The 25303-nt window shown below is 61.0% G+C and carries 20 protein-coding genes; 12 read left to right on the top strand and 8 right to left on the bottom strand.

Annotated elements, in window-relative coordinates:
• Positions 1-470: 470 nt before the first annotated feature.
• Positions 471-2387 (top strand): AAA family ATPase, encoded by a 1917-nt coding sequence (locus NCS00_RS25895; RefSeq protein WP_250441359.1) that lies wholly within the window; start codon positions 471-473, stop codon positions 2385-2387.
• A 12-nt stretch (positions 2388-2399) separates the two neighbouring features.
• On the opposite strand, the gene NCS00_RS25890 is transcribed toward NCS00_RS25895, so the two are convergent.
• Both NCS00_RS25890 and NCS00_RS25885 read right to left on the bottom strand, forming a co-directional pair.
• Positions 2400-4607, bottom strand: coding sequence for a xanthine dehydrogenase family protein molybdopterin-binding subunit (locus NCS00_RS25890; RefSeq protein WP_250441358.1), 2208 nt, complete (start codon positions 4605-4607; stop codon positions 2400-2402).
• Positions 4608-5063 (bottom strand): (2Fe-2S)-binding protein, encoded by a 456-nt coding sequence (locus NCS00_RS25885; protein WP_175980241.1) that lies wholly within the window; start codon positions 5061-5063, stop codon positions 4608-4610.
• A 106-nt stretch (positions 5064-5169) separates the two neighbouring features.
• On the opposite strand from NCS00_RS25885, the gene NCS00_RS25880 reads away from it, so the two are divergent.
• Positions 5170-6075: a LysR substrate-binding domain-containing protein gene (locus tag NCS00_RS25880; protein ID WP_034470129.1), complete on the top strand. Its 906-nt coding sequence runs from the start codon at positions 5170-5172 to the stop codon at positions 6073-6075.
• Here NCS00_RS25880 and NCS00_RS25875 read toward each other — a convergent pair.
• A complete protein-coding gene (locus NCS00_RS25875) occupies positions 6053-6946 on the bottom strand; it encodes a LysR substrate-binding domain-containing protein (RefSeq protein WP_250441357.1) in 894 nt (297 codons plus the stop codon). The genes NCS00_RS25880 and NCS00_RS25875 overlap by 23 nt on opposite strands.
• Positions 6947-7187: 241 nt before the next feature.
• Between NCS00_RS25875 and NCS00_RS25870 the strand changes: the two genes are divergently transcribed.
• Genes NCS00_RS25870 through NCS00_RS25840 form a run of 7 tightly spaced genes read left to right on the top strand, consistent with a single transcriptional unit; the run spans position 7188 to position 14898 of the window.
• Complete coding sequence (locus tag NCS00_RS25870; protein WP_250441356.1) at positions 7188-8123, top strand: amidohydrolase family protein; 936 nt, start codon at positions 7188-7190, stop codon at positions 8121-8123.
• Complete coding sequence (locus NCS00_RS25865; protein WP_175980244.1) at positions 8120-9052, top strand: amidohydrolase family protein; 933 nt, start codon at positions 8120-8122, stop codon at positions 9050-9052. The genes NCS00_RS25870 and NCS00_RS25865 overlap by 4 nt, the downstream gene beginning before the upstream one ends.
• 54 nt (positions 9053-9106) lie before the next feature.
• Positions 9107-10492, top strand: coding sequence for a UbiD family decarboxylase (locus NCS00_RS25860; protein WP_250441355.1), 1386 nt, complete (start codon positions 9107-9109; stop codon positions 10490-10492).
• A complete protein-coding gene (locus tag NCS00_RS25855; RefSeq protein WP_250441354.1) occupies positions 10489-11064 on the top strand; it encodes a UbiX family flavin prenyltransferase in 576 nt (191 codons plus the stop codon). Before NCS00_RS25860 ends, NCS00_RS25855 begins: the two co-directional genes overlap by 4 nt.
• 17 nt (positions 11065-11081) lie before the next feature.
• Complete coding sequence (locus NCS00_RS25850; protein WP_008346316.1) at positions 11082-12110, top strand: CobW family GTP-binding protein; 1029 nt, start codon at positions 11082-11084, stop codon at positions 12108-12110.
• Positions 12111-12150: 40 nt separating this feature from the next.
• On the top strand, positions 12151-13488 hold the full coding sequence (locus NCS00_RS25845) for a nucleobase:cation symporter-2 family protein (protein WP_175980248.1): 1338 nt from the start codon (positions 12151-12153) through the stop codon (positions 13486-13488).
• Between the two features lie 30 nt (positions 13489-13518).
• Entirely contained in the window at positions 13519-14898 is a 1380-nt protein-coding gene (locus NCS00_RS25840) for an isoxanthopterin deaminase (RefSeq protein ID WP_502800908.1), read from the top strand.
• A gap of 109 nt (positions 14899-15007) precedes the next feature.
• Here NCS00_RS25840 and NCS00_RS33565 read toward each other — a convergent pair whose 3' ends face one another.
• A complete protein-coding gene (locus NCS00_RS33565) occupies positions 15008-15676 on the bottom strand; it encodes a helix-turn-helix domain-containing protein (RefSeq protein ID WP_250441352.1) in 669 nt (222 codons plus the stop codon).
• A gap of 909 nt (positions 15677-16585) precedes the next feature.
• On the opposite strand from NCS00_RS33565, the gene NCS00_RS25830 reads away from it, so the two are divergent.
• A complete protein-coding gene (locus NCS00_RS25830; protein WP_175980251.1) occupies positions 16586-17353 on the top strand; it encodes a class I SAM-dependent DNA methyltransferase in 768 nt (255 codons plus the stop codon).
• Between the two features lie 37 nt (positions 17354-17390).
• Here NCS00_RS25830 and NCS00_RS25825 read toward each other — a convergent pair whose 3' ends face one another.
• From NCS00_RS25825 to NCS00_RS25815, 3 genes are all read right to left on the bottom strand, one after another.
• On the bottom strand, positions 17391-18767 hold the full coding sequence (locus tag NCS00_RS25825) for an undecaprenyl-phosphate glucose phosphotransferase (protein ID WP_250441351.1): 1377 nt from the start codon (positions 18765-18767) through the stop codon (positions 17391-17393).
• Between the two features lie 35 nt (positions 18768-18802).
• Positions 18803-20305, bottom strand: coding sequence for a mannose-1-phosphate guanylyltransferase/mannose-6-phosphate isomerase (locus tag NCS00_RS25820; protein ID WP_502801545.1), 1503 nt, complete (start codon positions 20303-20305; stop codon positions 18803-18805).
• Positions 20306-20410: 105 nt separating this feature from the next.
• Complete coding sequence (locus NCS00_RS25815; RefSeq protein WP_250441350.1) at positions 20411-21529, bottom strand: DegT/DnrJ/EryC1/StrS family aminotransferase; 1119 nt, start codon at positions 21527-21529, stop codon at positions 20411-20413.
• Positions 21530-21891: 362 nt separating this feature from the next.
• On the opposite strand from NCS00_RS25815, the gene NCS00_RS25810 reads away from it, so the two are divergent.
• Complete coding sequence (locus NCS00_RS25810) at positions 21892-22842, top strand: GDP-L-fucose synthase family protein (protein WP_250441349.1); 951 nt, start codon at positions 21892-21894, stop codon at positions 22840-22842.
• 39 nt (positions 22843-22881) lie between these two features.
• Positions 22882-23847 carry an O-fucosyltransferase family protein gene (locus tag NCS00_RS25805; RefSeq protein ID WP_250441348.1) on the top strand — a complete coding sequence of 322 codons (966 nt, stop codon included), beginning with the start codon at positions 22882-22884 and terminating at the stop codon, positions 23845-23847.
• 31 nt (positions 23848-23878) lie between these two features.
• Here NCS00_RS25805 and NCS00_RS25800 read toward each other — a convergent pair whose 3' ends face one another.
• Complete coding sequence (locus NCS00_RS25800) at positions 23879-25291, bottom strand: hypothetical protein (RefSeq protein ID WP_250441347.1); 1413 nt, start codon at positions 25289-25291, stop codon at positions 23879-23881.
• Between the last annotated feature and the right edge of the window lie 12 nt (positions 25292-25303).

The following is a 25303-nucleotide window of genomic DNA, read 5'->3' as shown; positions in this document are numbered from 1 at the left end:
GCGGAGTTCTCTAGCGTAAGCAAGCAGTATTCCTTACCGGATGGAGCATCGTTTTCTGCCGTGCTATCCTTGGCCTCGTCCTGCATACGCCATCAAACCCGCATCACGCTGCGAGCGCGGATCACGCGTTTTTTACATTGCCGTCAAGAAGACCCGTTACCTGCCGTTAATCAAAAAAAAGGGGACGTGTATTTCAAACGGCGTGTCGAACGCTCGTTCGCGCGCTGCTTCGCGTTATCGAATGGTCATGCATTACGGGCACCATTCCAGCGAAGCAATCCCTGCAAACAGGGCCATGCTCGCATGGTTGACGATCTGCGGTTCAAGGTCGATCGCTTCGCCATCTTGAGCATCAAGACATGCGCGCGGGCATCCCACCACCGAAGCACGATAAGAGACACACGTTCGGATGCCATTCCTCCGACGATTGCTTTAGGGCGCCGCGCGTGCGGGCCCATTGGACAGAATTGATGAAACCGGCAAGGAATTCGCTGCGGTCACGCGTTGGCCGATATATCGCTTATGGTGTGATCGCGGCCGCGCTCGTGACGGGCGCGGGCTTTCTGCATTGGCGCCATGAAGTGCGGGCCGCGCAATCGCAGACGGCGGCGCTGACGGGCGTCGCCAATCAGATGCGCAATGACGCATCGCCGTGGACGCATCGCGAGAAAGACGCATCGGAAATGCTGACCGATATTCGCGCGAAGAATGTCGCGACGATCGGCGTGAGTCCCGACGCGATTCTCGTCTCCACGACGAAGGGCGAGAAGTATTACGTGGCCGATCATAACGGCGCGTTCTCCAACGCATTGCTGCTCGGCGATATGAAGCCCGACGCGGCCTCGCCGTATCAACTCGTATGGCTGCCCGACGCCAACGTGCGCACGGGCATTGCGCGCTGGAGCGAGATGTTCGACCGTTCGCGCGACGCGCTGAGTCTCTTGCTGCCGCTCCTGATGATCGGCGGCCTTCTCTGGTTCATGCGCCGCGAAATGCGCGGCGGCGCGCAATTGCTCGGCGAATCGCCGACGCTGCGTTTCGATGACGTCATCGGCGCGGGCGAAGCGAAAGCCGCGCTCAACGACGTGCGCGCGTGGCTCACCGAGCCCGCGCAATTCACCGGCATGGGCGTGCGCGCGCCCTGCGGCATCCTGATGACGGGCGGACCGGGCGTCGGCAAGACGCGGCTCGCGCAGGCGCTCGCGGGCGAATGCGGCGCGAACTTCATCGCGATCACGGGCAGTTATTTCAGCGCGAAGTACTACGGCGTCGGCATTCAGAAGGTGAAGCATCTGTTCGAGCTCGCGCGCAAGAATGCGCCGACCGTCATCTTCATCGACGAAGCCGATGGCCTCGGCAAGCGCACCGATACCGGCGGCGGCCCGGTCGAAGCGGAAAGCAATCGCATCATCAATCAACTGCTCGCGGAGATGGACGGCTTCGCATCGAACGAAGGCGTCATCATCGTCGCGGCGACGAATCATCCCGACAATCTCGATGAAGCGCTGCGTCGTCCCGGCCGTTTCGATCGCACGGTGCAAGTGCGTTTGCCGGGCGTCGAAGATCGCGCGGACATCCTGCGTTTCTACGCGGACAGCTTGAAGACGAAGCGCGACGACATCGACTTCGATCAGCTCGCACGTCTGACGACGGGCCTCTCGCCCGCCACGCTGTCGATGATCGTCAATCAGGCAGGACTCGTCGCGCGCAAGGCGGGCGAACGTGAAGTATCGGCGGCGCATTTCCTCGAAGCGATCAAGATCGCGCGCATCGGCGATGTGAACGGCGCGGAACGCGCGCTATCGGATGACGAACGCACGCGCATCGCGGTGCATGAAGCGGGTCACGGCCTCGTTGCGGCGCTGCTCGGCACCGGCGTGCTCGAAGAAGTGACGATCCTGCCGCGCGGCGGCGCTCTGGGCGTCGCGCTCATCACGAAGATGCAGGACAAGCATCTGTATCGCGAAACCGAATTGCGCAACGAGATTCAGGTGCTGCTCGGCGGGCGCAACGCGGAACTGCTCATGTTCAAGGAAGCATCGAGCGGCGCGGCATCGGATCTTCAGGAGGCGTCGCGCATCAGCCTCGATATGGTGTCGAAGTTCGGCTTCAACGAGGAAGGCAATCTGTTCAGCCTTGCGGCGTTGCCGCAGCAGTATGCGGGCTTGCAGCTCAAGAATTCGATCGGTCATGCGAACGCGTTGCTGCACGATCTGAGCGACGAATGCTTCGCGCTGCTGCAAGCCAACGAGCCGGTGTTGCGCGCGATCGCCGATGAATTGCTCGAATCGGAAACCGTGCCGGGCGAGACGGTTTATCGCCTGATCCGCGAGCATGCGGCGGCTGTCGCGAATGTCGAGGCGGCCAACGAAGTGCTGGCCGCCTGAGCGGTTACTTCTTCACGCGAGCCGTCGCAAATCGAACGGCGTCTCGCGCAGGCGCTTGCCGGTCAGCGTGAACACGGCATTGGCAACGGCCGGCGCAACCGACGGGCTCGACAACTCGCCTACGCCGCCAGGCTTCGCCGGATCGCCCTGCATGATGCGTATGTCGATGTCGGGCATGTCGCTCATACGCATCACGCGATACGCATCGAAATTGGACTGCTGAACCTGGCCGTGCCGAATGTCGATGCGGTCGGCGAGTGCGTGTCCGAGTCCCCACATCAAGCCGCCGTATAGCTGCTCTTCCACACCGCCGGGCGACACCGCGAGCCCGCAGTCGGCCACGCACGTGAGCTTCTCGATCACGATACCGTCATCCTTGCGCGAGACGCGCGCGATCACCGCGACATAACTGCCGTACGCGCGATTCGTCGCAACGCCGAGCGCGGTGCCGCGCGGCAACGGCTTGCCCCAGCCGGCCCGCATCGCGGCCTCGCGCAATACCGCGACATGGCGCGCGTCCTTCATATGCGCGATGCGAAAGTCCACCGCATCGCGATGTCCCTTATGCGCGGCTTCATCCATGAACGATTCGACCGCGAACACGTTCGGGATATAACTCACCGCGCGATACCAGCCCGTTGGCACGCCCGTTTCATGACGCACCCAGCCGATATCCACATTCGGCGCGCCATACGCGAACTCGAACTTGCTGATTGCTTCCGTGGTGCTGTAGTCCATGCGATCGGGACGATCGAAATAGCCCGGCTCCCATTGTTCCGGCGATGCCGGCATCACCGCGCGCAGTTGCAGCGCCGAAAGATTGCCGCGTGCATCGAGCGTGGCCTTTGCGCGATGATGACTCGCCGAGTGATAGAAGAGCGCGCGCATTTCGTCCTCGCGGCTGTTCATCAGCTTGACGGGCTTGCCGGTTTGCAACGCGAGCCATGTGACTTCGAAGAGCCAGTACTTCGATTCGCGCGCACCGAAGCTGCCGCCCGAAACCAGTTCATGCAGCACGACACGATCGGCCGGAATGCCGCCGATGACTTGCGCCGCCTCCTGCGCCGTCGACGGCACTTGCAAGCCGCCCCAATACGCAATGCCGCCGTCCTTCGACCACGCCGTCACGTTGATGGGTTCGAGCGGATTCGCGGCCTTGTACGGCATCGAATAAGACGCCTGAATCACGCGCGCGCCATGCTTGAGAATGGCATCGGCGTCGCCGTTCGTGATGGTCGGCACGACGCGCGCAGCGGGATCGTCGAGCCATGCAGCCTGGCGCGCGGGCATATCGCGGCTATCGAAGTTTTCGAACGGACTGTCTTCCCATTCGACGCGCAATGCGGCTTGTCCCTTGTGCGCGGACCAGTAGTCGTCGGCGAGAATGGCGACGCCCGCCTGATTGCCGCCGAGCACATCGGGACGTCCGGGTATCGGCAGCACTTGCCGCACGCCGGGCACGGCGAGCGCCTCTTTCGCATCGACGCTGCGCACGCGCGCGTCGATGACGGGCGCACGCGTCACGACCGCGACGAGCATGCCGGGCAAACGCACGTCGATGCCATACGCGAACGCGCCGCATACCTTCTGCGCCGCGTCGCGCTTCTTGCTCAGCTTGCCGATGTACCTGAATTGCGATGCGTCTTTCAACGGCACGTCTTTTGGCGCGGGCAAGCTCGCGGCGATGACGGCAAGCGATCCATAGCTGGCACGCGCGCCGCTCGCCTTGTCGATCACGAAGCCGTTATCGGTCGAGCACGTTGACGGCGATACCTTCCATTGTTTCGCGGCGGCTTCGATCAGCATGGCACGCGCAGTCGCGCCCGCGCGCCGCAAGCGATCGTATTCCAGCGAGACGCTCGTGCTTCCGCCCGTGGAAAACACCTTCCACAAGGGATGAATGTAATCGGCATAGAAAGGATTCTCGGGCGTGATGACGTCGATGCGAAACGGATCGACATCCAGCTCTTCGGCGACGAGCGCGGCGAGCGCGGTGCGCGTGCCCGTGCCCGAATCGTGCTTGTGGACGACGAGCTTGATCGTGTCGTCGGGCAGCACGCGCACCCATGCGTTCGGCTCGAATTCGCCGTCACGCGGATGAGCATCGCCGTTCTTCGCCAACGCATCGGGCAATCGAAATCCAACGGATAGGCCCGCTGCCAGCAGCGCCGAACTCTGCTTGATGAAACGACGGCGCGCTGCGTGATGTTCGATACGCATTCAGACCTCCGCCGCCGCGCGCTTGATGGCCTTGCGGATGCGCGCATACGTTCCGCAGCGGCAGATGTTGCCGGACATCGCAGCGGCGATGGCGTCATCGCTCACGGACGGTTTGCCCTTCAGAAACGCCGCTGCCTGCATCAACTGTCCCGACTGACAATAGCCGCATTGCGGCACGTCTTCCGCAACCCACGCGCGCTGCAACGGATGCGTGCCGTCCCTGGAAAGACCTTCGATGGTCGTGATGCGCCTGCCCGCCACGGCCGCTATCGGCAGCAGGCACGAACGCACGGCCTCGCCATCGAGATGCACCGTGCATGCGCCGCAAAAGCCCCCGCCGCAGCCGAATTTCGTGCCCGTCAAACCGATGCGATCGCGCAGCACCCACAACAGCGGCATGTCTTCCGGTACATTGTCGAGCGAGTGCCGCGCGTCATTGACGACGATTTCGATCATGCGCTGTCTCCTGAATGTCGTTCGAGCTTGCGGCCATTATCGGAAGCCGTCATGCAAGAACGCCAGCGACGATTTCTTTGATCACCCGTAAGCCTGGCTAACACCCATGTTGAAGCGCTACCCTTCGATCCAGTCGATGCAGGCCTTCTTGCAGGCGGCGCGCGCCGGCAGCTTTTCGAGCGCGGCGCGTCAGTTGTCGCTCACGCATAGCGCGATCAGCCAGCAGATCCGCACGCTCGAAGAGTTCGTCGGCCAGCCGCTGTTCGTGCGCGAAGGCGCGCGCGTCGTGCTCACCGATGCCGGCGCGCTCTTCGCGAATCAGCTAGGCGATGGCTTCGAGCAGATCGATCGCGCGTTGTCGTCGGTGAAGGAGCGCGCGGTGAAGCAGTCGATTACGCTCGACGTCGATCCGGAGCTTGCGCAAAGCTGGCTGGTCGCGCGCCTGCCCGCGTTGCTCGGCGCATTGACGGGCACGTCGCTGACGATGCTTTCCGCGCCACGTCATGACCGCAGCGCGTTCGAACGCGTCGATCTCGCGCTGCGTTACGGCTATGGCGAATGGGACGGCTTCGAGAACGCGCTCATCTGCGGCGACCGTCTGACGGTCATGGGCTCGCCCGCATTGTTAAGCGCGCGCGGACTCAGCGTGCCGCTCGCGCCGGAACAAGTGCTCGCGCTGCCCTTGCTCGGCTACACGAAGCGCTCGTGGATTCCGTGGCTCGCCGCGGCGGGCCTGCCGGAAGCGGAGCCGCACGCAGTCGCCGTCTTTGACAACGCTGCGGGGCTGATCGCCGCCGCGAGCGCGGGCGTCGGCGTGGGACTTGCGCGCGGCCTGCTCGCCGCCGACGCGCAACGCGACGGCAAGCTCGTCGAACTCACACGCGTCGAGATTCCGACGCACTACAACCTCTACGCCGTGTGGCCGCGCGAGAAGTCGGCACGCGTTGCGCCGCTCGTCGATGCGATACGCGAGCTCGTCGCGCAAACGGTCAACGCACGCGATCCGGACTGACGACTTCGCGCACGGTATCGAGAAACCGCGCCAGCACCGGCGACGGCGTGTCCGCGCGATAACGCGCATGAAGCGAGACTTCGGGCGCGGGCGCTGCGAGCGGCACGAATGCCACGCCGCCGCCCGACAGCTGTTGCGCCGATGCCGGCAGCAGCGCAATGCCGAGCCCTTCGCGCAACAGACATAGCAGCGTATGCAGTTCGACGACTTCCTGCTCGATGCGCGGCGTGAATCCCGCTTCGACGCAACAGTCGCGCAGAAACCGCGCGAGTTGCGATTGCAGCAGACCAAACGACAGAAAGCGCTCGGCTTCGAGATCACGCAGCGCGATATCCGCGCGTGAAGCGAGCGGATGCGCGAGCGGCAATGCGACCACGGCAGACTCGCGCAACACGACTTCGCTGACGATCTCCGGATCTTCGTGCGACACGCGAAAGAAGCACACGTCGAGCCGCCGCTCTTTCAGCGCCTGAATCTGCGCGGCGGGCGTCATCTCGTGAAGCGTCCATCTGACTTGCGGATGCTTGCGCGCGAACTCGCCGAGCGCGCGTGGAATCGGCTCGACCATCGCCGAGCTGATGACGCCGATCTCGAGACTTCCCACTTCGCCACGTCCCGCGCAACGCGTGAGATCGATCGCGCGCTCGAACTGCGCGAAGATCAGCGGCGCCTGTTCTTTCAGTGTTTTCCCTGCCTCGGTGAGTTCGACGCGATGTTGCGAGCGCAAGAAAAGCGCAGTGCCCATCTCCTCTTCAAGGATGCGGATCTGCTGACTCAGGGGCGGCTGCGAAATGTGCAGGCGCGCGGCTGCGCGGCCGAAATGGAGTTCATCGGCGAGCACCGCGAAGTACCGCAAAAGCCGCATGTCCATATCGCTAACGTATCAAGATCGTGGTCAAAAAATATTGTACAGAGCGCGCATAACTTGTGAGACTGCATCGCAAGCAGCAGTGCACGTCAGTGTGACACTCGATGCCGGCGAGGGGAAGGCGCATCAACGCGTCTTGCAAAAGGCCGCATGGGCAAGCTCGCAAGAGCTCTTGTTCCATCGACGCGCCTGCCCGCGATCCGGCGACTGGACACGCCAGTTCCCCTCAAGGAGATCGAGACCCATGATCATCGACACAAGCTGTTATCCGACCAATCTCGTCGACCTCGCCTGGCGCCATGACGGCGAACCCTTTTCGGGCGAGCGTCTGATCGAGGTGATGGACGGCCCGTACATCATCAACGGCAAGCCGCGTCGCATCGACAAGGCATTCATCCAACCGCCGCAAGGCAACACCATCTATACGTGGACCGATGGCGTGAGAAGCGGCCGCGAGTCGATCGACGACTACATGGCGTACACCGTCGAGATGACGCAGAAGTATCCCGACCGCCTGCTCGGCTGCTTCGTCTATAACCCGCGCTGCGGCCCCGAGAACGGCGCCGACGCAATCGAGTTCTACGCGAAGGAACACGGCTTCAGGATGGTGCAGTTGCAGGCCAACATGCACGCGTATCGGCCGGACCGCGCGCTCGACTGGCTGCGTCCCGCGTTGCGCAAATGCGCGGACCTCGGGCTTATCGTCAAGCTGCACACCGGCGACGGACCGTACAGCATTCCGAGCGAATGGTATCCGCTGATCCGCGAGTTTCCGTCGGTGCCGTTCATCATGGCGCACTTCGGCGTGCAGACCGGCGGCGTGTATTGCTTCGAGCCTTATCAGATGGCGCTCGATACGCCGAACGTCTATTGCGAATCGAGCTGGTGCCTGCAATCGCGCATCGTCGAATTCGCGAAGGTATTGCCGACGCACAAGATTCTCTATGGCTCCGACACGCCGCCCAACGAACCGGGCATGTGGCTGCGCCTGCTCGAAGTGCTGTGTCACGAACCGCCGCAAGGCCTCAATCTCGACGAAGACACGCTCGAGGATTATCTCGGCAACAACCTCGCGCGCATGCTCGGCATCGAACCGAGCGCGCCGCCCAAAAGCGTCGAAGAAGCGCAAGCCAATCTCGACCAATACAAAGAAGCTGACTACGCAGGAGCGCGCCGATGATCATCGATACCCATCTGCATCCGACCAATCTCGTCGACGAAGCCTGGCGGCACACGGGCGAGCCGTTCACCGGCGAACGCCTTCTCAAGATGATGGACGGTCCGTACATCATCAACGGCAAGCCGCGCCGCATCGACATGGGTTTCATCCAGCCGCCGCCGGGAAACACCGGCTATCGCGACGGCAACCGGCGCGGGCGCGAAGGCATTCGCGATTACATGTCGTATATCGCGGAGCTGACGCAGAAGTATCCCGATCGTTTCATCGGCAACTTCACGTATAACCCGCGCTGGGGTCCGGAAAACGGCGCGGCGGAACTCGAATTTCACGTCAAGGAATACGGCTTCAAGATGCTCAAGCTGCACGCGAACATGCATGGCTATCGGCCGGATCGCGCGCTCGACTGGCTGCGCCCTGCGATGAAGAAATGCGCCGAGTTGGGCGTCGTCGTGCTGATTCACACAGGCGATGGACCGTACACGATTCCCACGCAGTTCTATCCGATCATCCGCGAATTCCCGATGGTGAATTTCATCATCGGTCACTTCGGGATCCAGACGGGCGGCAATTACTCGTTCGAAGCCTTCTGGATGGCGATGGATACGCCCAACGTGTATTGCGAATCGGGCTGGTGCTATCAGTCGCGCATCGTCGAGTTCGCACGCGAGTTGCCGCGCAACAAGATCGTGTTCGGCACCGATTCGCCGCCGAACGAGCCGGGCATGTGGCTGCGCGAACTGGAGATGCTGTGCGGTCCCGCGCCGCAAGGCATGGACCTCGATGAGGACGGTCTCGAAGACTACATGGGCAATAACATCGCGCGACTGGTGGGCATCGAGCCGACTAAACCGCCGAAGGACCTTGCCGAAGCGGAGAAACGGTTGAAGGCCACGTATGTAAAGAACGACGAAGTCGCGCAGACGGCCTGATGTCATGCGGGCGCGGTCGCTCACGCGCCCTTCCTTCTCTCGATGGAGCTCACGATGGCCGATAACCTCTTTCGCGCCACGCAGGACTTTCATTGCTTTGCGCACGCCTATCGCGAGCAATATCCCCACGATGTGCTGACGCTCACGCAACAGTTGTCCGCCGATCAGGACGTCACCGCGATCGTCGCCGCGCTTGCCGCGCGCGGGCAGCATCCGATGCTCGTATGCGAGCACGTCGAAGGTATCGCAACGCCTTTGGCGACCAACTTCTTCGCATCGCGCGAGCGTATCGCCCGTCTGTTCGATGTCGATGCGCCCGGCCTCTTCGACGCCTATCAGCAACGCGCGAATGCACCGATCGCGCCGCTGCATGTCGCGCGCGGTCCCGTGCTCGATGAAGTCGTCGAAGCCGACGCGGTCGATCTCGCGCATGTGCCGATGATTCGCCACTTCGCCACCGATCGCGGCGCGTACATCACGAACGCGGTAATCGTCGCCGAAGATCCGGTGACCGGCATCGCGAACATGAGCTATCACCGTTCGATGCTTCATGCGAGGAACGCGCTCGCAACGAGCCTGCATTCGCGCGGTCATCTGTGGCGCATGTTGCAGACGGCGAAGGCGCGCGGCGACACGCTCAAGGTTGCGATGGTCATCGGCGCGCATCCGTTGTTCATGCTCGCGGCGGCATCGCGCGTGCCGTTCGGCACAGACGAGCGCGCCATCGCCGGCGGACTGTTCGGCGCACCGCTCGAACTGGTACGCACGCCGCGTTATGGCATTGGCGTGCCGGCGGCCGCGGAGTTCGTGCTCGAAGGCACGATCGATCCCGATGCGCGCGCCGATGAAGGTCCGTTCGGCGAGTTCACCGGCTATTCGTCGGACCGTTCGACCAACAACGTTATGCGCGTCGATACGATGATGCGCCGCCGCGATGCATGGCTCGTCGATGTCGTCGGTGGTCCGTATGCCGAGCATCTCACGCTCGCTCGTCTGCCGCGCGAAGCGGAAATGAGCGAGAAGCTGAAGGCGCGTTTTCCAGCGGTCACTGCGCTGCATTACCCGAACTCCGGCACGCATTTTCATTGCTATGTGGCGCTGAACCAGACGCGCGATGGCGAAGCGCGTCAGATCATGCTCGCGTTGCTGGGCTGGGATCCGTATCTCAAGCATGTCGTCGCCGTCGATGGCGATATCGACATAACCGACGACTCGCAAGTGCTCTGGGCGATCGCGGCACATGCGCAACCGCATGACGATGTGTTCATCGTCGGCGGATTGCCGGGCAGCCCGCTCGATCCTTCGTCGTCCGTCGAAGGCACCACATCGCGCATGGGCATCGACGCGACGCGCGGCTCGCAATTCGACGGCATACGTGCGCGCATCGGCGAAGATGCGATGCAACGTGCAGCCGCCATTCTGAAAGGAGCCGCACGATGAGCAGGCGGCGCATCGCGGTCGGTATCAGCGGCGCATCGGGCTTCACGTACGGCGTGCGCCTTCTGGAATTGCTGCGCGAACTCGACATCGAAACGCATGTGACGATCTCGCGCAGCGCGCTTCTGACGATGCAGCAAGAGACCGAACACAAGCTCGCCGATGTCAACGCGCTCGCGAGCTTCACCTATCGATGCGATGACATGGCCGCCGCCATTTCGAGCGGTTCGTTCAGCACGCTCGGCATGATCGTCGCGCCGTGCTCGATGAAGACGCTCGCCGAAATCGCCGGCGGACTTTCATCGAGCCTCATCTCGCGCGCCGCCGACGTCACGCTCAAGGAGCGACGCCCGCTCGTGCTGCTGGCACGCGAAACGCCGTACACGCTGGCCCATCTGCGCAACATGATCGCCGTCACCGAAATGGGCGGCATCGTCGCGCCGCCGGTGCCCGCGTTCTACGCGCGCCCTGCTTCGCTTGACGAAATGATCGATCACACGCTCGGCCGCGTGCTGGATCTCTTCGGCCTCGATTGCAACGTGGTTCGACGCTGGAAAGAACATAGAGCTGACTGACTCAAAGGAGACAAGCAATGACTCACATCCATACGACTCATAACGCGTTCCAGAAGATTCCGGTCACGGTGCTGACCGGCTTTCTCGGCGCGGGCAAAACCACGCTGCTCAACTACATCCTCCGCGAAAAGCATGGACACAAGATCGCGGTGATCGAGAACGAGTTCGGCGAAGTCGGCATAGACGGCGGGCTCGTGCTCGAATCGACCGAAGAGATCTACGAGATGACGAACGGATGCGTATGCTGCGTCGGCGCAGTGCGCGAAGACCTCGTGCGCATCGTGAGGATGCTGGTGGAGCGGCCCGAGCGGCTCGATCACATCATCGTCGAGACGAGCGGGCTCGCCGATCCGTATCCTGTCGCGCAGACCTTCTTCATCGACGATCCGATTGCGCAACGCGTGACCCTCGATGCCGTCGTGACGATGGTCGATGCAAAGCATATCGCCGCGCATCTGGACGATCTCGTGCTCGACGGCCGCGACAACCAGGCGGTCGATCAGATCGTGTGCGCGGATCGTATCGTCGTCAACAAGGTGGACCTCGTGACGGCGCAGGACATCGCTTCATTGAAAGAGCGGCTGCGCGGCCTCAACGCAACGGCTGAAATCGTCGAATCGAGTTTTGCGCAGATCGATCTGCACACGATTCTCGGCGTGGGCGCGAATGAGTTCGCGCAGCAGCTCGTCGAAGCGGACGACGATCACGATGACCACCACGACGATCATCACCACGACGAAAGCGTGAGCTCGGTAGGCATCGAAGTCGATGCCGATATCGAACTCGACGCGCTGCAAGCGTGGCTCGCCGAACTGCGCGCATCGGATGCGACGAACCTCTTTCGCATGAAGGGCATCTTCGCCGTGAAAGGACAGCCGTATCGCTACGTGCTGCAAGGCGTGCACGACATCATCGAATTGCGCGCGGCGCAGGCGTGGGGCTATGAGCCGCGTTCGAGCCGAATCGTGTTCATCGGACGCGAACTCGACCGCGCCGCGCTGACCGAGCGCTTTCATGCCTGCCTTGCGGTGCCTGTCGCGGCCTGACGAACGCAGCCGCCGATAACGATAATCAGGAGACACGTTGATGAACACCGACCAACATCCCGTCGATCGCATCCTGCCCAAGCGGCAGATGATCACGCTCGGCCTGCAACATATGCTCGTCGCTTACATCGGCGCGATTGCCGTGCCGTTGATCGTCGCATCCGCATTGAAGATGTCGCCCGCTGACACCACCGTGCTCATCAGCACGGCGCTTTTCTGCTCGGGCATCTCGACGGTGCTGCAAACCGTCGGCGTATGGAAGTTCGGCGTGCGTCTGCCTATTCTGCAAGGCGTCGCGTTCAGCAGCGTGGGACCGGTCATCGCGATCGGCCTGAGCCCCGGCGTCGGCTTCGCGGGCGTGTGCGGCGCGGTGATCGGCGCGGGCGTGTTCACGATGTTCGCCGCGCCGCTCGTCGGACGTTTGCGGCGTTTCTTTCCGCCTGTCGTGACCGGCTGCATCGTCACCGTGATCGGACTGCAGCTCTTTCCGGTCGCGTATCAATGGGCGGGCGGCGGTGAGAACGCGCGGCACTTCGGCGCGTTGCCGTTCCTTTGCGTCGCGTTGTTCGTCGCGCTCGTGATTCTCGCCGTCAACCGCTTTGCCAATGCGTTCCTGCGCAATCTGTCGGTGCTGATCGGACTTGTCGCGGGCAGCGTGCTTGCCTGCTCGCTCGGCATGGGCGACTTCGCCAACGTCGCCAACGCGCCGTGGTTCACGATGCCGTTGCCGTTTCACTTCGGCATGCCCGTGTTCTCCGTGGTGCCCGTTCTGACGATGATCGTCGTAATGGTCGTGCAGATGATCGAATCGATGGGTCTCTTCGTCGCGATCGGCGATATCGTCGACAAGAACATCAGCGAGGAAGACGCGGTGCGCGGCATGCGCGCGAATGGTCTCGCGAGCGCGATAGCCGGAATGTTCGCCGCGTTCCCGTTCATCGCATTCATGGAGAACGTGGGACTCGTGATCCTGACAGGCGTGCGCAGCCGATGGGTCGTGGCGGTGAGCGGCGTGCTGATGTGCGTCGTCGCGCTGGTGCCCAAGATCGGCGCGGTCGTCGCATCGACGCCTGCCGCTGCGCTCGGCGGCGCGGGCATCGCGATGTTCGGCGTCGTGGTCGCGGCGGGGGTGCAGACGCTCTCCAAAGTGGACTTCGAGCGCAACCGCTACAACGTGCTGATCGTCGGCTTCACGATCGCGACCGCGCTCATCCCGGTGATGGCGCCGCAAGTGTTCAAGCAGATGCCCGACTGGACGCAGCCCTTCGTGCACAGCGGCGTCGTGCTCGCGTGTCTCGTGTCGGTCGTGCTGAACGCCGTGCTCAACGGCGCACATGAGGAAGACGTCGTACCTGCGCCCAGCATGGTGCGCGAGTAAAACGTGTTGAAAGGACAAGCGTTCATGAACATCTCAAACGAAGCATTACTAATCAAACATCCCGTCGCGGTGATGAGCGGATTGTGTGGCGACGCCGCACGGCTCGGCAACGTCGATATTCGCATCCGCGATGGCGTCATCCGCGCCATCGCGCCGAATCTCGACGCACGCGACGACGAACGCGTCATCGATGCGCGCTCGTGCGTCGCCTATCCAGGCTGGGTGAACACGCATCATCACCTGTTCCAGAACCTGCTGAAAGCGGTGCCTTCAGGCATCAACGCCGATCTGCAGGAATGGCTCGCCGCGGTGCCGTATCCGCGGCTCGCTCGCTTCACGCCGGACCTCGCGCGTGTCGCTGCACGCCTCGGCATGGCCGAGCTGCTTTTGTCGGGCGTGACGACGTGCGCGGATCATCACTATCTCTATCACGCGGAAGGCACCACGGAAACAGGCGATCTGCTCTTCGACGAAGCGGCGTCGTTCGGCCTGCGCTTCGTGTTGTGCCGTGGCGGCGCGTTGCAGGCGGCAGGCGATCATCCGGGCTTCTCGAAGGTCGCGTTAAAGCCCGAGACGCTCGATCAGATGCTTGCCGATATCGAACGCCTGAAGGCGCGCTATCACGATGCCCGCGCGACATCGATGCGCCGCGTCGTCGTTGCGCCGACGACGCCGACCTTCTCTCTGCCGCCCGATCTTCTGCCTGAGATCGCACGCGCGGCACGCGGCATGGGCTTGCGCATGCACACGCATCTTTCGGAGACGCAACGTTATGTCGATTTCTGCCGCGAGCGCTTCGACAAGTTGCCGGTCGAATTCGTCGCCGATCACGAATGGCTCGGACCCGATGTGTGGTTCGCGCATCTCGTGCATCTCGAAGCGAGCGAGATCGCGATGCTCGCGGAGACCGGCAGCGGCTGCTCGCATTGCCCGATGAGCAACGCGCGGCTTGGCAGCGGCATCGCCCCCGCACCGCAAATGTCCGCGGCGGGCGTGCCGATGTCGCTCGGGGTCGATGGCGTCGCGTCGAACGAATCGGGCAGCATGATCAACGAGGCGCATTTCGCGTGGCTCGTGCATCGCGCGGCGCAGGGCGCATCGGCGACGACGATCGAGGAGACGATTCACTGGGGCAGCGCGGGCGGCGCAAGCGTGCTCGGTCTCGATGCAGTGGGCACGCTCGAAGTCGGCAAGGCGGCGGACCTCGTTCTCTATGACATCGACGATCCGCGCTTCTATGGCTATCACGATCTCGCCGTGGCGCCCGTGGCATCGGGCGAGCCGGCGCGCGTTCGCTACAACATCGTGAACGGCCGCGTGGTCGTCGATGACGGCGTGATCCCGGGCCTCGATCTCGACGCCCTGCGACACGAAGCCGCCGAGGGCGTGAAAGTGCTGTTGGCAGATTAGAGGAACATTGCCATGGTTAGGATGCGCTTTCCGCCCGACGTGGATATGCCTGCGCTATCGAGTTGGAGGAAGTCATTCCGGCTGCGCCTGTGAAGCGCGAAACGTGCGATCACACTGCGTCACCGCTCTTCTTTCGAGACCGGTATTCCGTTGGCGACATCAGAAATTGCTTTCTGAATACCTTCGAAAATCTTTCGCCATTGGTCAAACCGGTCCTGCGCGCAATCTTGTCGATCGGCAAGTCGCTCTTAATAAGCAATTCGCAACTCAAATCGAGACGCGCACGCAAAAGATACTGCGAAGGCGTCAGACCGATCTCACGCTTGAACAGCCGCAGAAAGTTGCGCTCGCTCATCGCAACGGTGCGAGCCGCGTCGCCGACGGAGATGGGACGGCCGCAATTGCGCTCCAGCCAGCGCGCGGATTCCTGCGCTTTCTCGGCGAGCGTCGTCGTGCCGATGGTACTCAGCATGATTGGCAGATGCTGATCGTTGGACGAGGCCAGCCGGTCTGCCAAAGCCGTTGCGATGTCATAGCCGAGATCGCGCTTCACCAGCGCCAGCGAGTTGACGAGCGCATCGCCGCGTTCGGTCGACGTCGTGCTTTTCAATGTTCCGCCAGCCCATACGCCGCGTCCCATCGAAGCCCAGTCGCGCCGGGCGACGCCCGCGGCGGCGAGCAGCGCGTCGCCATTGCCGAGCGAACCGACCGCGCCGCTTTGCGAACACGCGATCCTCAATGACTCGAGGAGACTTTCATCCGCAGCTGCGCGCGTCACGCCAGCGCCGCCTGCAATGTATAGCGCGTCGAAGCCCTGAAAGCGCTGGCCACCTAAGCGCTCGGTCCACACACAGACCGACGATGAACAAGCTATCGCGCCACCGCGGGCGGAGACGAGACGAACGCTATAGGTCACGCCATTGCTCAGGATAGCGGATTGCAACTCGTTGGCGATATGAAGCGCCTCGGCAAGCGTTCCAGCGCCCAGAAGAGAAAATCCGTCATACAACATGATTCCTATGAGCTTTGTGCTTCTCTCTTCCGCTGCATGATAGAGACCGCTCGACTCTGCATCGCCGAAGGCTGTAACGTTCGACATGGCGTTATCTTCCTATGTTTCGGTTGCAGGTCTGCGGATCGCAGGCCGTACCGATGCCGTCGATTCCGTACTATTTCGGGAGCGTAGTTTCCTATTGCATCCGTTCTTTCCGCCATGGCGGCGAAAAGCATGGTTTTGGCCGAGATCGGCGCGTTCGGCCGCGATAACAACACGACTGTTCGATCTCTTCGGCTGTTTGAAAATAAGTGCATGAAAGTTATGGAAAGGCGCTTAATACGGAGTTCGAACTATGTCGTTTCGCGGCGCCTAAACAAAAGACCGTGTTGCGGAATGACCTATTCGGATCACCTTCATCCTCCGGGATCGAAGACTCGATGATCTCCGAAACATAACTTCTATTTCCGTCATCGCCTTGTCAAAACCGGCCTCGCGGCCTGCACAGGCGGCCCGGCCAACATCTTGCCGAATTCCGTCACGCATGAAGTCGCGATTCGTGCGAAGGCTACGCTCTGTCTTGAACCGGAACGTCAAGTGAGACTTGTTATCGAGCGGCGCTTCGGTCACCTGGACGAATGCGCCATTGCGCGGACATGCGTTGGGCACCAACTCTAATTCGGAGTGGCTCACATGAGTTTCAGCACGCGATACTCGCAATACTATGATCTTTTCTATCACGAGAAGAACTACAAGGCGGAGGCCGCGTTCGTCACCGACCTGCTCGGTCGATATGGAATAGTCAGCGGCCATCTTATGGATCTCGGTTGCGGGACAGGACGCCACGCGGCGGAGCTTGCGGCCACCGGCTTTTCGGTTTCCGGCATCGACATGAGTTTCGACATGCTCGCACGCGCCGATGCGAGACGGACTTCACTGCCGGGCACGGTGGCGAAGAGACTGAAGTTTCAGCAGGGCGATGCGCGAAGCGTCCGCACCGAAGAGCTATATGACGCGGTCGTCTCGCTGTTTCATGTCGCAAGCTATCAGACGACGAACGCGGATTTCATGGCGATGTGCCACACCGCAGCGACTCATCTGCCGCGCTCAGGACTCTTTCTGTTCGATTGCTGGTACGGTCCCGCCGTGCTGGCCGACCCGCCCAAGGTTCGCATCAAGCGCGCCACGAGCGATGAAACCGCGGTAATCCGCATCGCCGAACCGCTGATGCGTCCTCATGAGAATACCGTCACCGTCAACTACACCATCATGATGACGGACGGAAAGACGCAATGCGTCGAAACCGTTCTCGAGACGCACGTCATGCGTTATATGTTCAAGCCTGAAGTCGAGTTGATGCTGGATCTCAGCGGCTTCGAAGTGCTCGACAGCGTGAGATGGATGGGCGGCGAACTTAGCGCCGCCGATCTGTCGGCGACCTTCGTCGCGAGAAAGAGATGATGCCTGCATCGCGCACGCCGGGCGCGATACTTACGCTTCAGTAAGCGTTGGCCCCGCGCAGACCCTTGAACACCGTCGCGGCAATGATCCGCATATCGAGTGCGAAAGTCCAATTTCCCAAATAGTACAAATCATGGGCCACGCGCGCCTCCATCTTTTCGATCCGGTCCGTTTCCCCACGAAAGCCATTGACCTGCGCCCATCCGGTGATGCCCGGTTTGATGCGGTATCGATGGATATAACCTTGCACGACTTTCTGGTAGAGATCGTCATGTTCGAGCGCATGTGGACGCGGTCCCACGACCGACATGTCGCCGAGCAGGACGTTGAAGAATTGCGGCAGCTCGTCGAGACTCGTGCGCCGGAGAAACGCACCGACACGCGTCACGCGCGGATCATTGCGCGTAGCCTGTTTCAGCATGCCGGACTGTTCGATATGCAGGCGCATCGACCTGAACTTGTAGATGGTGAATTCGCGTCCATCCGCGCCCTTGCGCCGCTGTCTGAAGAATACGGGCCCGGGCGAACTAAGCTTGACCGCGATTGCGATAGCGATCAGAAGCGGCGCGACCGCGATGAGCGCCGCGAGCGCGAACAGCCGGTCGAAAACATCCTTCTGCAATAGCGCTCTTTGCGAAAGCGGAGAAGCGACGAGATTGATCGCCGCCACCCCGAGCAAATCGCTCACGCCGCTTTCGAAGAGGGCCAGGCTGCGCACGTCGGGAATGAATCGCACGTTGACGAGATCGTCGCGAAACTCATTCACGAACCGCAGAATGGCTTTCTCCTGCGATAGCGGCAGTGCAAGCCAGACTTCATGCACATGCTGCTCGCGAGCGTGGCGCACGAAGGTGTCAAAATCTTCGAAGACCGGCACTGTTGAAGTTATCGGCAATTCGGGCGATGCGTTGAATACCGCGACCGTACGAAAACCCGAATGGCTCGCGCGCTCGATTCTTTTCATGATCGACTCGCAATGCCGCCCGCAACCGACGACCGCCACGTCATGAAAGTTCATCCCGGCGTGACGCATGCGCGCGAGCACCGCATGCGTGACGAGACGGCCCACGATCATCAGCGCGCCCGACATCGCAGTCCAGTACGCGAACCAGAGGCGCGAGACATCATCGAGCCGATGCAGCGAGAACATCAGCACGAGGACGCACGCCTGCACCACGAGCCATGAGAGCGACACGCGGCTCGTCAGCACGAGCTTGCTGCGCCCGCGCCACGACTCGTACACGCCGAAGCCCGGAAACAATACGAGCGAAAACGCCGCAGCAAAGGCCACGAACGGCACGTAATAGCCCGGTTCGGCGATGTTGTCGAACCTGATCCGCGATGCAACGGTGGCCCCTCCGACGACCATCGCGACATCGAAGAGCCTTGCCAGCAATCCTTGAATATCGCGCATGTCATGCCCCGCCTTCGTGAGCTTTGTCGATAACATCAGATACGGCCATAGCAGTCATCCAGCCGCACGATATCGTCTTCGCCGAGATACGAACCCGATTGAACTTCGATGATCTCGAGCTGCACCTTGCCCGGATTTTCCAGCCTATGCCGGACGCCGAGCGGAATGTAGGTCGATTCATTTTCCGACAACAGAAACTGATCGTCCCCGCGCGTGACGAGCGCGGTGCCGCGCACGACGACCCAATGCTCCGCACGATGATGGTGCATTTGGAGCGAAAGTCGTGCGCCAGGCGCCACGACGATGCGCTTGACCTGGAAACGCTCGCCATGTTCGATCGAATCGTAAAAGCCCCATGGACGACGAACCTTGCGATGCGTTTCGGCCTCGGGCGCATGCTGTTCGCGGATGCGCGCGACAAGGCGCTTGATGTCCTGCGCGTGCGAGCGATCGGCGACCAGCACGGCATCGTCGGTATCGACGACAACGACGTTCGACGTGCCGACGCACGCGACGAGCCGTCCGCCATCGGAGCGCGCGTAGCTCGACGTCGCGCCTTCGAAGACCACGCGGCCGCTTCCGACATTGCCCAAGCCGTCCTTTTCCATGGCCTCCCATACTGCGTCCCACGATCCCAGGTCTGACCATCCCGCCGACAGCGGCACGACTACGCCGTTGCAAGGCGAGCCAGCGTCGCCGATATGCTCCATCACCGCGTAATCGATCGAATCGGAAGGCACACGGCCGAACTGATTCGGACACGGACGAAAGAAATGGCCATCGGCTTTGCCGTCTTTCAGTGCCGCCGTGCATGTCGCATGCATATCGGCATTGAGATGCGCCAGGGCATCGAGCCACACGCTCGCGCGAACGACAAAGATGCCGCTGTTCCACCAGTATGTTTGTGCAGCGAGGTATTGCGCGGCGAGTTCGGCGGCAGGCTTTTCTACGAAGCGGTCGATAAGATGAGCACCCTTCTCCAGCGCTTCGCCGAGACGAATATAGCCGAAGCCGGTATCGGGACGCGTCGGCGGAACCCCTAACGTCACGATCATTCCGCTATCGGCGTAGTCCGCCGCGATCGATATCGCTTCATGCAGCGCGCCAAGATCGGCGATCGAATGATCGGAAGGCATCGCGACGAGAATCGCGTCTTCGTTTCTTTCGACGGCCGCAAGCGCCGCGAGCGTCAGTGCGGGCGCAGTATCACGACGCGCGGGCTCGACAATGATCCGCGCATCGACGCCGCATAACCGCACTTGTTCCTCGGTCGTGAAACGATGCTCTTCGCCACACACGATGATCGGATGCATATCGACGTCGAAGTCGCCGGAGAATCCGTCCATTCGTAACACCGTAGCCTGAAGCAGCGAGTCACGTCCGACGACGCCAATCAGTTGCTTCGGAAACTGCTCGCGCGACATCGGCCAGAGGCGCGTGCCCGATCCTCCCGCGAGTATGACCGGCACAATGCGACGGCAAGACTGCATATGCGGCGCTAGCGCGTTGGCCATCGACATCGAGTCGGTCGAACGCATTGCATTCTCCATGGCTGCACTCCGTGGTGTTACGACCCATCATCGATGTGACTGATGACGGTCATATGAAGCAGGCAATGTCCGCGAGCATGGCTTGCGGAGTTTCTAGACATACTCGGCCATCATGTTCCGGACCGCGGCCACCGCTTGATCCTGCTGCGCTTCGGTTAGTGCAAGTCCGCTCGGCAAATAGAAACCGCGCCGGCTCATGCGCTCGGCGACCGGATAACTTTCGCCCTCGAATAACCCTTGCTTGCGAAATACAGGCTGCTCGTGCATGGGCCAGAAGAATGGCCGCGCGCTAACGCCGGCATCGGCGAGTATTGCGCATGCTTCGTCCGCGCCGATGGGCAGGCGATCATCCAGCACCACGCCGAACACCCAATAGATGTTCTCGGCATAGGAACACGCAACAGGAGCAAGTTCCAGGCCCCTTACATCATGCAAAAGCGCTTCGTAACGCCGCCCCAGTGCGCGCTTTCTCGCGATGCGTTCATCGAGCTTCTCGAACTGCGCAAGCCCGACCGCAGCCTGAAGACTGCTCATACGATAATTCCAGCCTAGCTCCTCATGCACGAACCGCCTCTCGGGCTTGAAGCAAAGATTTCGCAAACTCTTTGCGCGCGCCGCCAGTGCATCGTCGTCGCAGAGAATCATGCCGCCTTCGCCCGTCGTGATGTGCTTGTTCGCGTAGAAGCTGAAGCAGGAGATATCGCCGAAGCTGCCGCATTGCTTTCCTTCATAGGTGAGCCCGATAGCCTGCGCCGCGTCTTCGATCACAGCCAGGCCGTACTTCTTCGCGAGGTCCAGCACCGGCTTCATGTCGACCGGCAAGCCGAAGGTATGTACGGCCATGATCGCGCGCGTGCGGCTCGTGATGGCCGCTTCGATTTTCGCTACGTCCATGTTCCATGTATCCGCATTCGAATCGACGAGCCGCAGTCGCGCGCCGGTTCGAACGATCGCCGATGCACAGGAGATGATCGTGTGCGTCGGGATGATGACTTCATCGTCCGGCTCGAAACTCAGTGCAGCGGCGGCGACGTCGAGCGCCGCGCTTCCGTTTGCGACGGCGATCGCATGCTTGCGGCCTACATATGCAGCCATTGCGCGTTCGAAGCGCTCGACGAATACGCCGTCCGACGAGATCCAGCCGCTTTCGATGCATTCGTTCAGGTATGTCCTCTCGTTTCCCTCGAGCAGGGGTTCGTTTACTGGAATCATCAGGTCCCTCTCCTGGTGTCAAGATCGATGCTCGATGGCTCGTCTGAGCCGGTCCGTTCAAGGACGAATCGATCCCGTAACGGCCTGCATGCGTTCACGCAGCATAGGATTGGGGAAAGCCGCGCCAGGCGGGGTGGCCGAATCTGCCATGACGTTGGCTGAGGCGGGTCTCGCGGGTAATGAGCCGTCCATGGCGCATAGATGGCGGCCGCGTCATCGATGACGAGAAAGCCCGGTCGCGACAATACCTTGCCAACGTCCGCCACAAGCTGATGATTGACCGAATGCCTCGCTAATCTGGCAATCGCACATCGGGCCTCACGTTCCGATCAACGCACATCAATGGACGATTGAGCACCAACATGAATAAAGGCTCTCGGATATTTATTGCCGGGCATAAGGGCATGGTCGGCTCGGCCCTTCTCCGGCATCTCGCCAGTCGCGGCTATCACCATTTGGTTACCCGTTCCAGACAGGAACTCGACTTGCTCGATCAGCGCGCTGTGGCCGATTTCTTTGCGCACGAGCGCATCGATGTCGTGCTGCTCGCCGCTGCGAAGGTCGGCGGCATACACGCCAACTCCACTCAACCGGCCTCGTTTCTCTATGAGAATCTCGTCATCGAAACGAATGTGATCCACGCGGCCTTCAAGAAGCGCACGCCCGAGCTGGTCTTCTTCGGTTCGTCGTGCATCTACCCGAAGTATTGCCCTCAACCCATCAAGGAAGAATATCTGCTGACGAGCGCCTTCGAGCAGACCAACGAGGCATATGCAATCGCCAAGATTGCGGGGCTCAAGCTGTGTGAGGCATATAACCGCCAGCATGGGATGCGGTATATCTCGGTGATGCCTACGAACTTGTACGGTCCGAACGATAACTATGATCTGCAGAACGGGCACGTTCTGGCCGCGCTGATCCGAAAGGCACACGAAGCGAAGCTGAACGGACTCCAATCGATCTCGGTCTGGGGATCGGGCTCGCCGAAACGGGAATTCCTGCACGTCGACGATCTGGCGTCGGCGGTATTCGCGTTGCTCGACAGCCATAACGCCGAGGGCATGTTCAATATCGGATGTGGACGCGACATAGCAATCGCGGACCTCGCCCGCCTCGTCTGCGACGTCGTAGGCTTTCAGGGCTCACTGGAATTCGATAGCTCGAAACCGGATGGCACGCCGAGGAAATTGCTGGATGTATCCAGGCTATCCGCTTTGGGCTGGACGCCCACGATCTCGCTCAGAGAAGGCATCGCGGCCACTTATGCCGACTTCACGAAGAACGCACAGCGCACCGGGTACGTCGACGCGTGACGCGGGTATTCACGCGAACATAATCAACAGGAATCGAACATGTTTCGCATGGTGGTGGATCAATTGAGGAAACTGCGTCGTAGTGAAACATTCAAGTACTCGCTTGCCGCGCCCAGCCGCGCGATGTTGTTTGCACGGCAGCGGCAGAATCACGGTGTGTTTTCGATCGAGATCAGGGAAAACTGCGGCTTCTTCGCGATCATGCAAATGGTTCTCTTCATCCTTATGCACTGTGAAGAGAACCGCCTGACTCCGCGAATTTCGGCCCGAGGCGGCCTGTACGGCGATGTGAAAGGAACGATCGACTGGTTTTCGGCGCTCTTCGAAAGCGTCCGGCCGGAGAACGGGCACGCCACGTCGCATAAGGTTCGGACATCCACCGTGCGCGATCCGGTTCAACTGGGTTTCCGGCAACGGTATGACGCAGCGCTTCGTCTGCGAAGCGCGAGCGATCTGTTCCGCTCGTATTACCGGCCCGCGGCGCACATCCGCGAAGAAGTCGAATCGACCTGCGCAAGACTCGGGATCAGCGCCTCCACGTTGGGCGTGCACTTCAGAGGCACTGACAAGAAATTTGAAGCGGTGACGCTTCCGTGGGTCGATTTCTGCCGGCTTGTCGATAAGACGCTCATGCTCAACCCGCAATTGACCAACATATTTGTTTCCAGCGACGAGCCGGCTTTCATCGAATTCTTCAGTGCGTGGCCGTTCGAGCGTCCGATCAATGTCGCGCCCGCGAAACTGTTATCCAACGGCGATAAGCCAGTGCACTTCAGCGGTCATCCCGGGCTGGAGATCGGACGAGAAGCGCTGGTATCGAGTCTGCTGCTTTCGAACTGCGGCCATCTTGTGAAGATGCCGTCCTATCTGTCGGCCTGGTCAAAAATATTCAATCCTGACTTGCCAGTGACATTGGCTGCGCCGCCAAAATCCAGAGAGTTCTGGTTTCCCGACAGTCAGATCTGGATTGGGCAAGAGCAGAACATGAGCGGCGTCCCCGCCTGAAGCACTCACCGTTCTCTAAACCGGCGAGAGGTTACTTTCGACGTGCCATACCGCTATAGAGCGGCCTCGCCGTGCGCGGCTCGGCGCGTCTGCTCTCTCGCGATGTGAGGAGCACGGACACGAGTTGAAACGTGACGAGAACGGGCACCACGTAAGCGACCGCGACCATCAATGACCCGCGCAGGACGAACACAACGTAGAACGACAGATAGCATCCCAGCGCTCGCCGAAGCGGTATCGGCGATTCGACCAACGCGTCGGCGCGGCGCGAGAAATAACCCAGCAAGAAACCATAAGCTACGACGCCCGCCCACGAAAAATCGAAATAGCCTTCGGCAGGCAACGGCGCGGAAAGGTTTAGAAACCACATGCTGTAATTTCGCTGCAGATATTCGCCCACCAGAATTGCGGTCGCAAGAGGCTTGTCGGGCCAGACAGTGTGTGGAACGAAAAACAACAGGGAGCCCGCGAGCTGCCTGCCCGCATTGATTCCTTCCCGACTCACCATTTCCACAATGGCTTCCGTATTGGCCCACGCGTCATAGGTCGTGGATGCGAAGTGCTCCTCGAAGAAGCTCTCTATCGTGGCCCAAGAAAGCGGCCACTTATCGATTCTGCTGTTCGTGAACAACTCCGAAAAAGGAAAAAACAGTCCGCTCAAAACGAAGATTGCCCAGAACACTCGGGATGGACTCTTGAGGTGCCGCTGAAACGCCAATGCGAGCAGCGTCAGATAGATGGGACCGAGTGCGTTTCGCTTTTCCGTCAGCGGATTCTGGCAAATGAGTAGCAAGACGAACGCGAAAAGCGCGAGCGCAATCCACACCAGTCCGATTCGACGAGGACGATGCAACACGATAAGAATGAACACGGGCACGATCAGAAAGAAAAGCACCTTCGCGCGAATCATGTCCAAAGGGGTGACGTCGATTCCATCCAGATCGCCGGCCTGCAGTTGGCTGGCAAAATTGAATGCGCTCATCGCAGCCACGACGCAGATCGCCAGAGCCGGAATAAGCGCCGCATAACGGATCGTCAATGGTTCCGAAGCGCGGGCCGTCGACGCTTGAATCGTGCGCGGAAGAAGATGTCGCGCGCCAAGGTAAGTGACAATGAAAACGATAAATATGAGATTCGCATGCAGCGCCGAAGTGTCGTCGAAGGGCATCGTATTCACGAGCACTTGCGCGTCATGCGCCAACTGAAGAGCCGGTGCGAGTATCAGGAAAGTTATCTCGAACACCACGACAGATGCGTCCGCAAACGACGGCTTGCTGTCGAACAAGTGCATGCCGAGGTGAAAGAGGACCACGCCAAGCAAGAGAACGTGAGACACGAGCATCAGCGGGCTATGCCCGGGACTCATCCCCAGGGTATAGAACTCGGCCGCGAACAGGAAGATACCCAATGCAAGATATGAAACCACGTTCGCCGGGCTTTTCATGTGGCCGCCATG

The sequence above is a fragment of the Caballeronia sp. AZ1_KS37 genome, assembly GCF_023631165.1.
Taxonomy (GTDB): Bacteria; Pseudomonadota; Gammaproteobacteria; order Burkholderiales; family Burkholderiaceae; genus Caballeronia; species Caballeronia zhejiangensis.
Note: the sequence above shows the minus strand (reverse complement) of the source record. Positions and strands in the feature narration are given on the sequence as shown.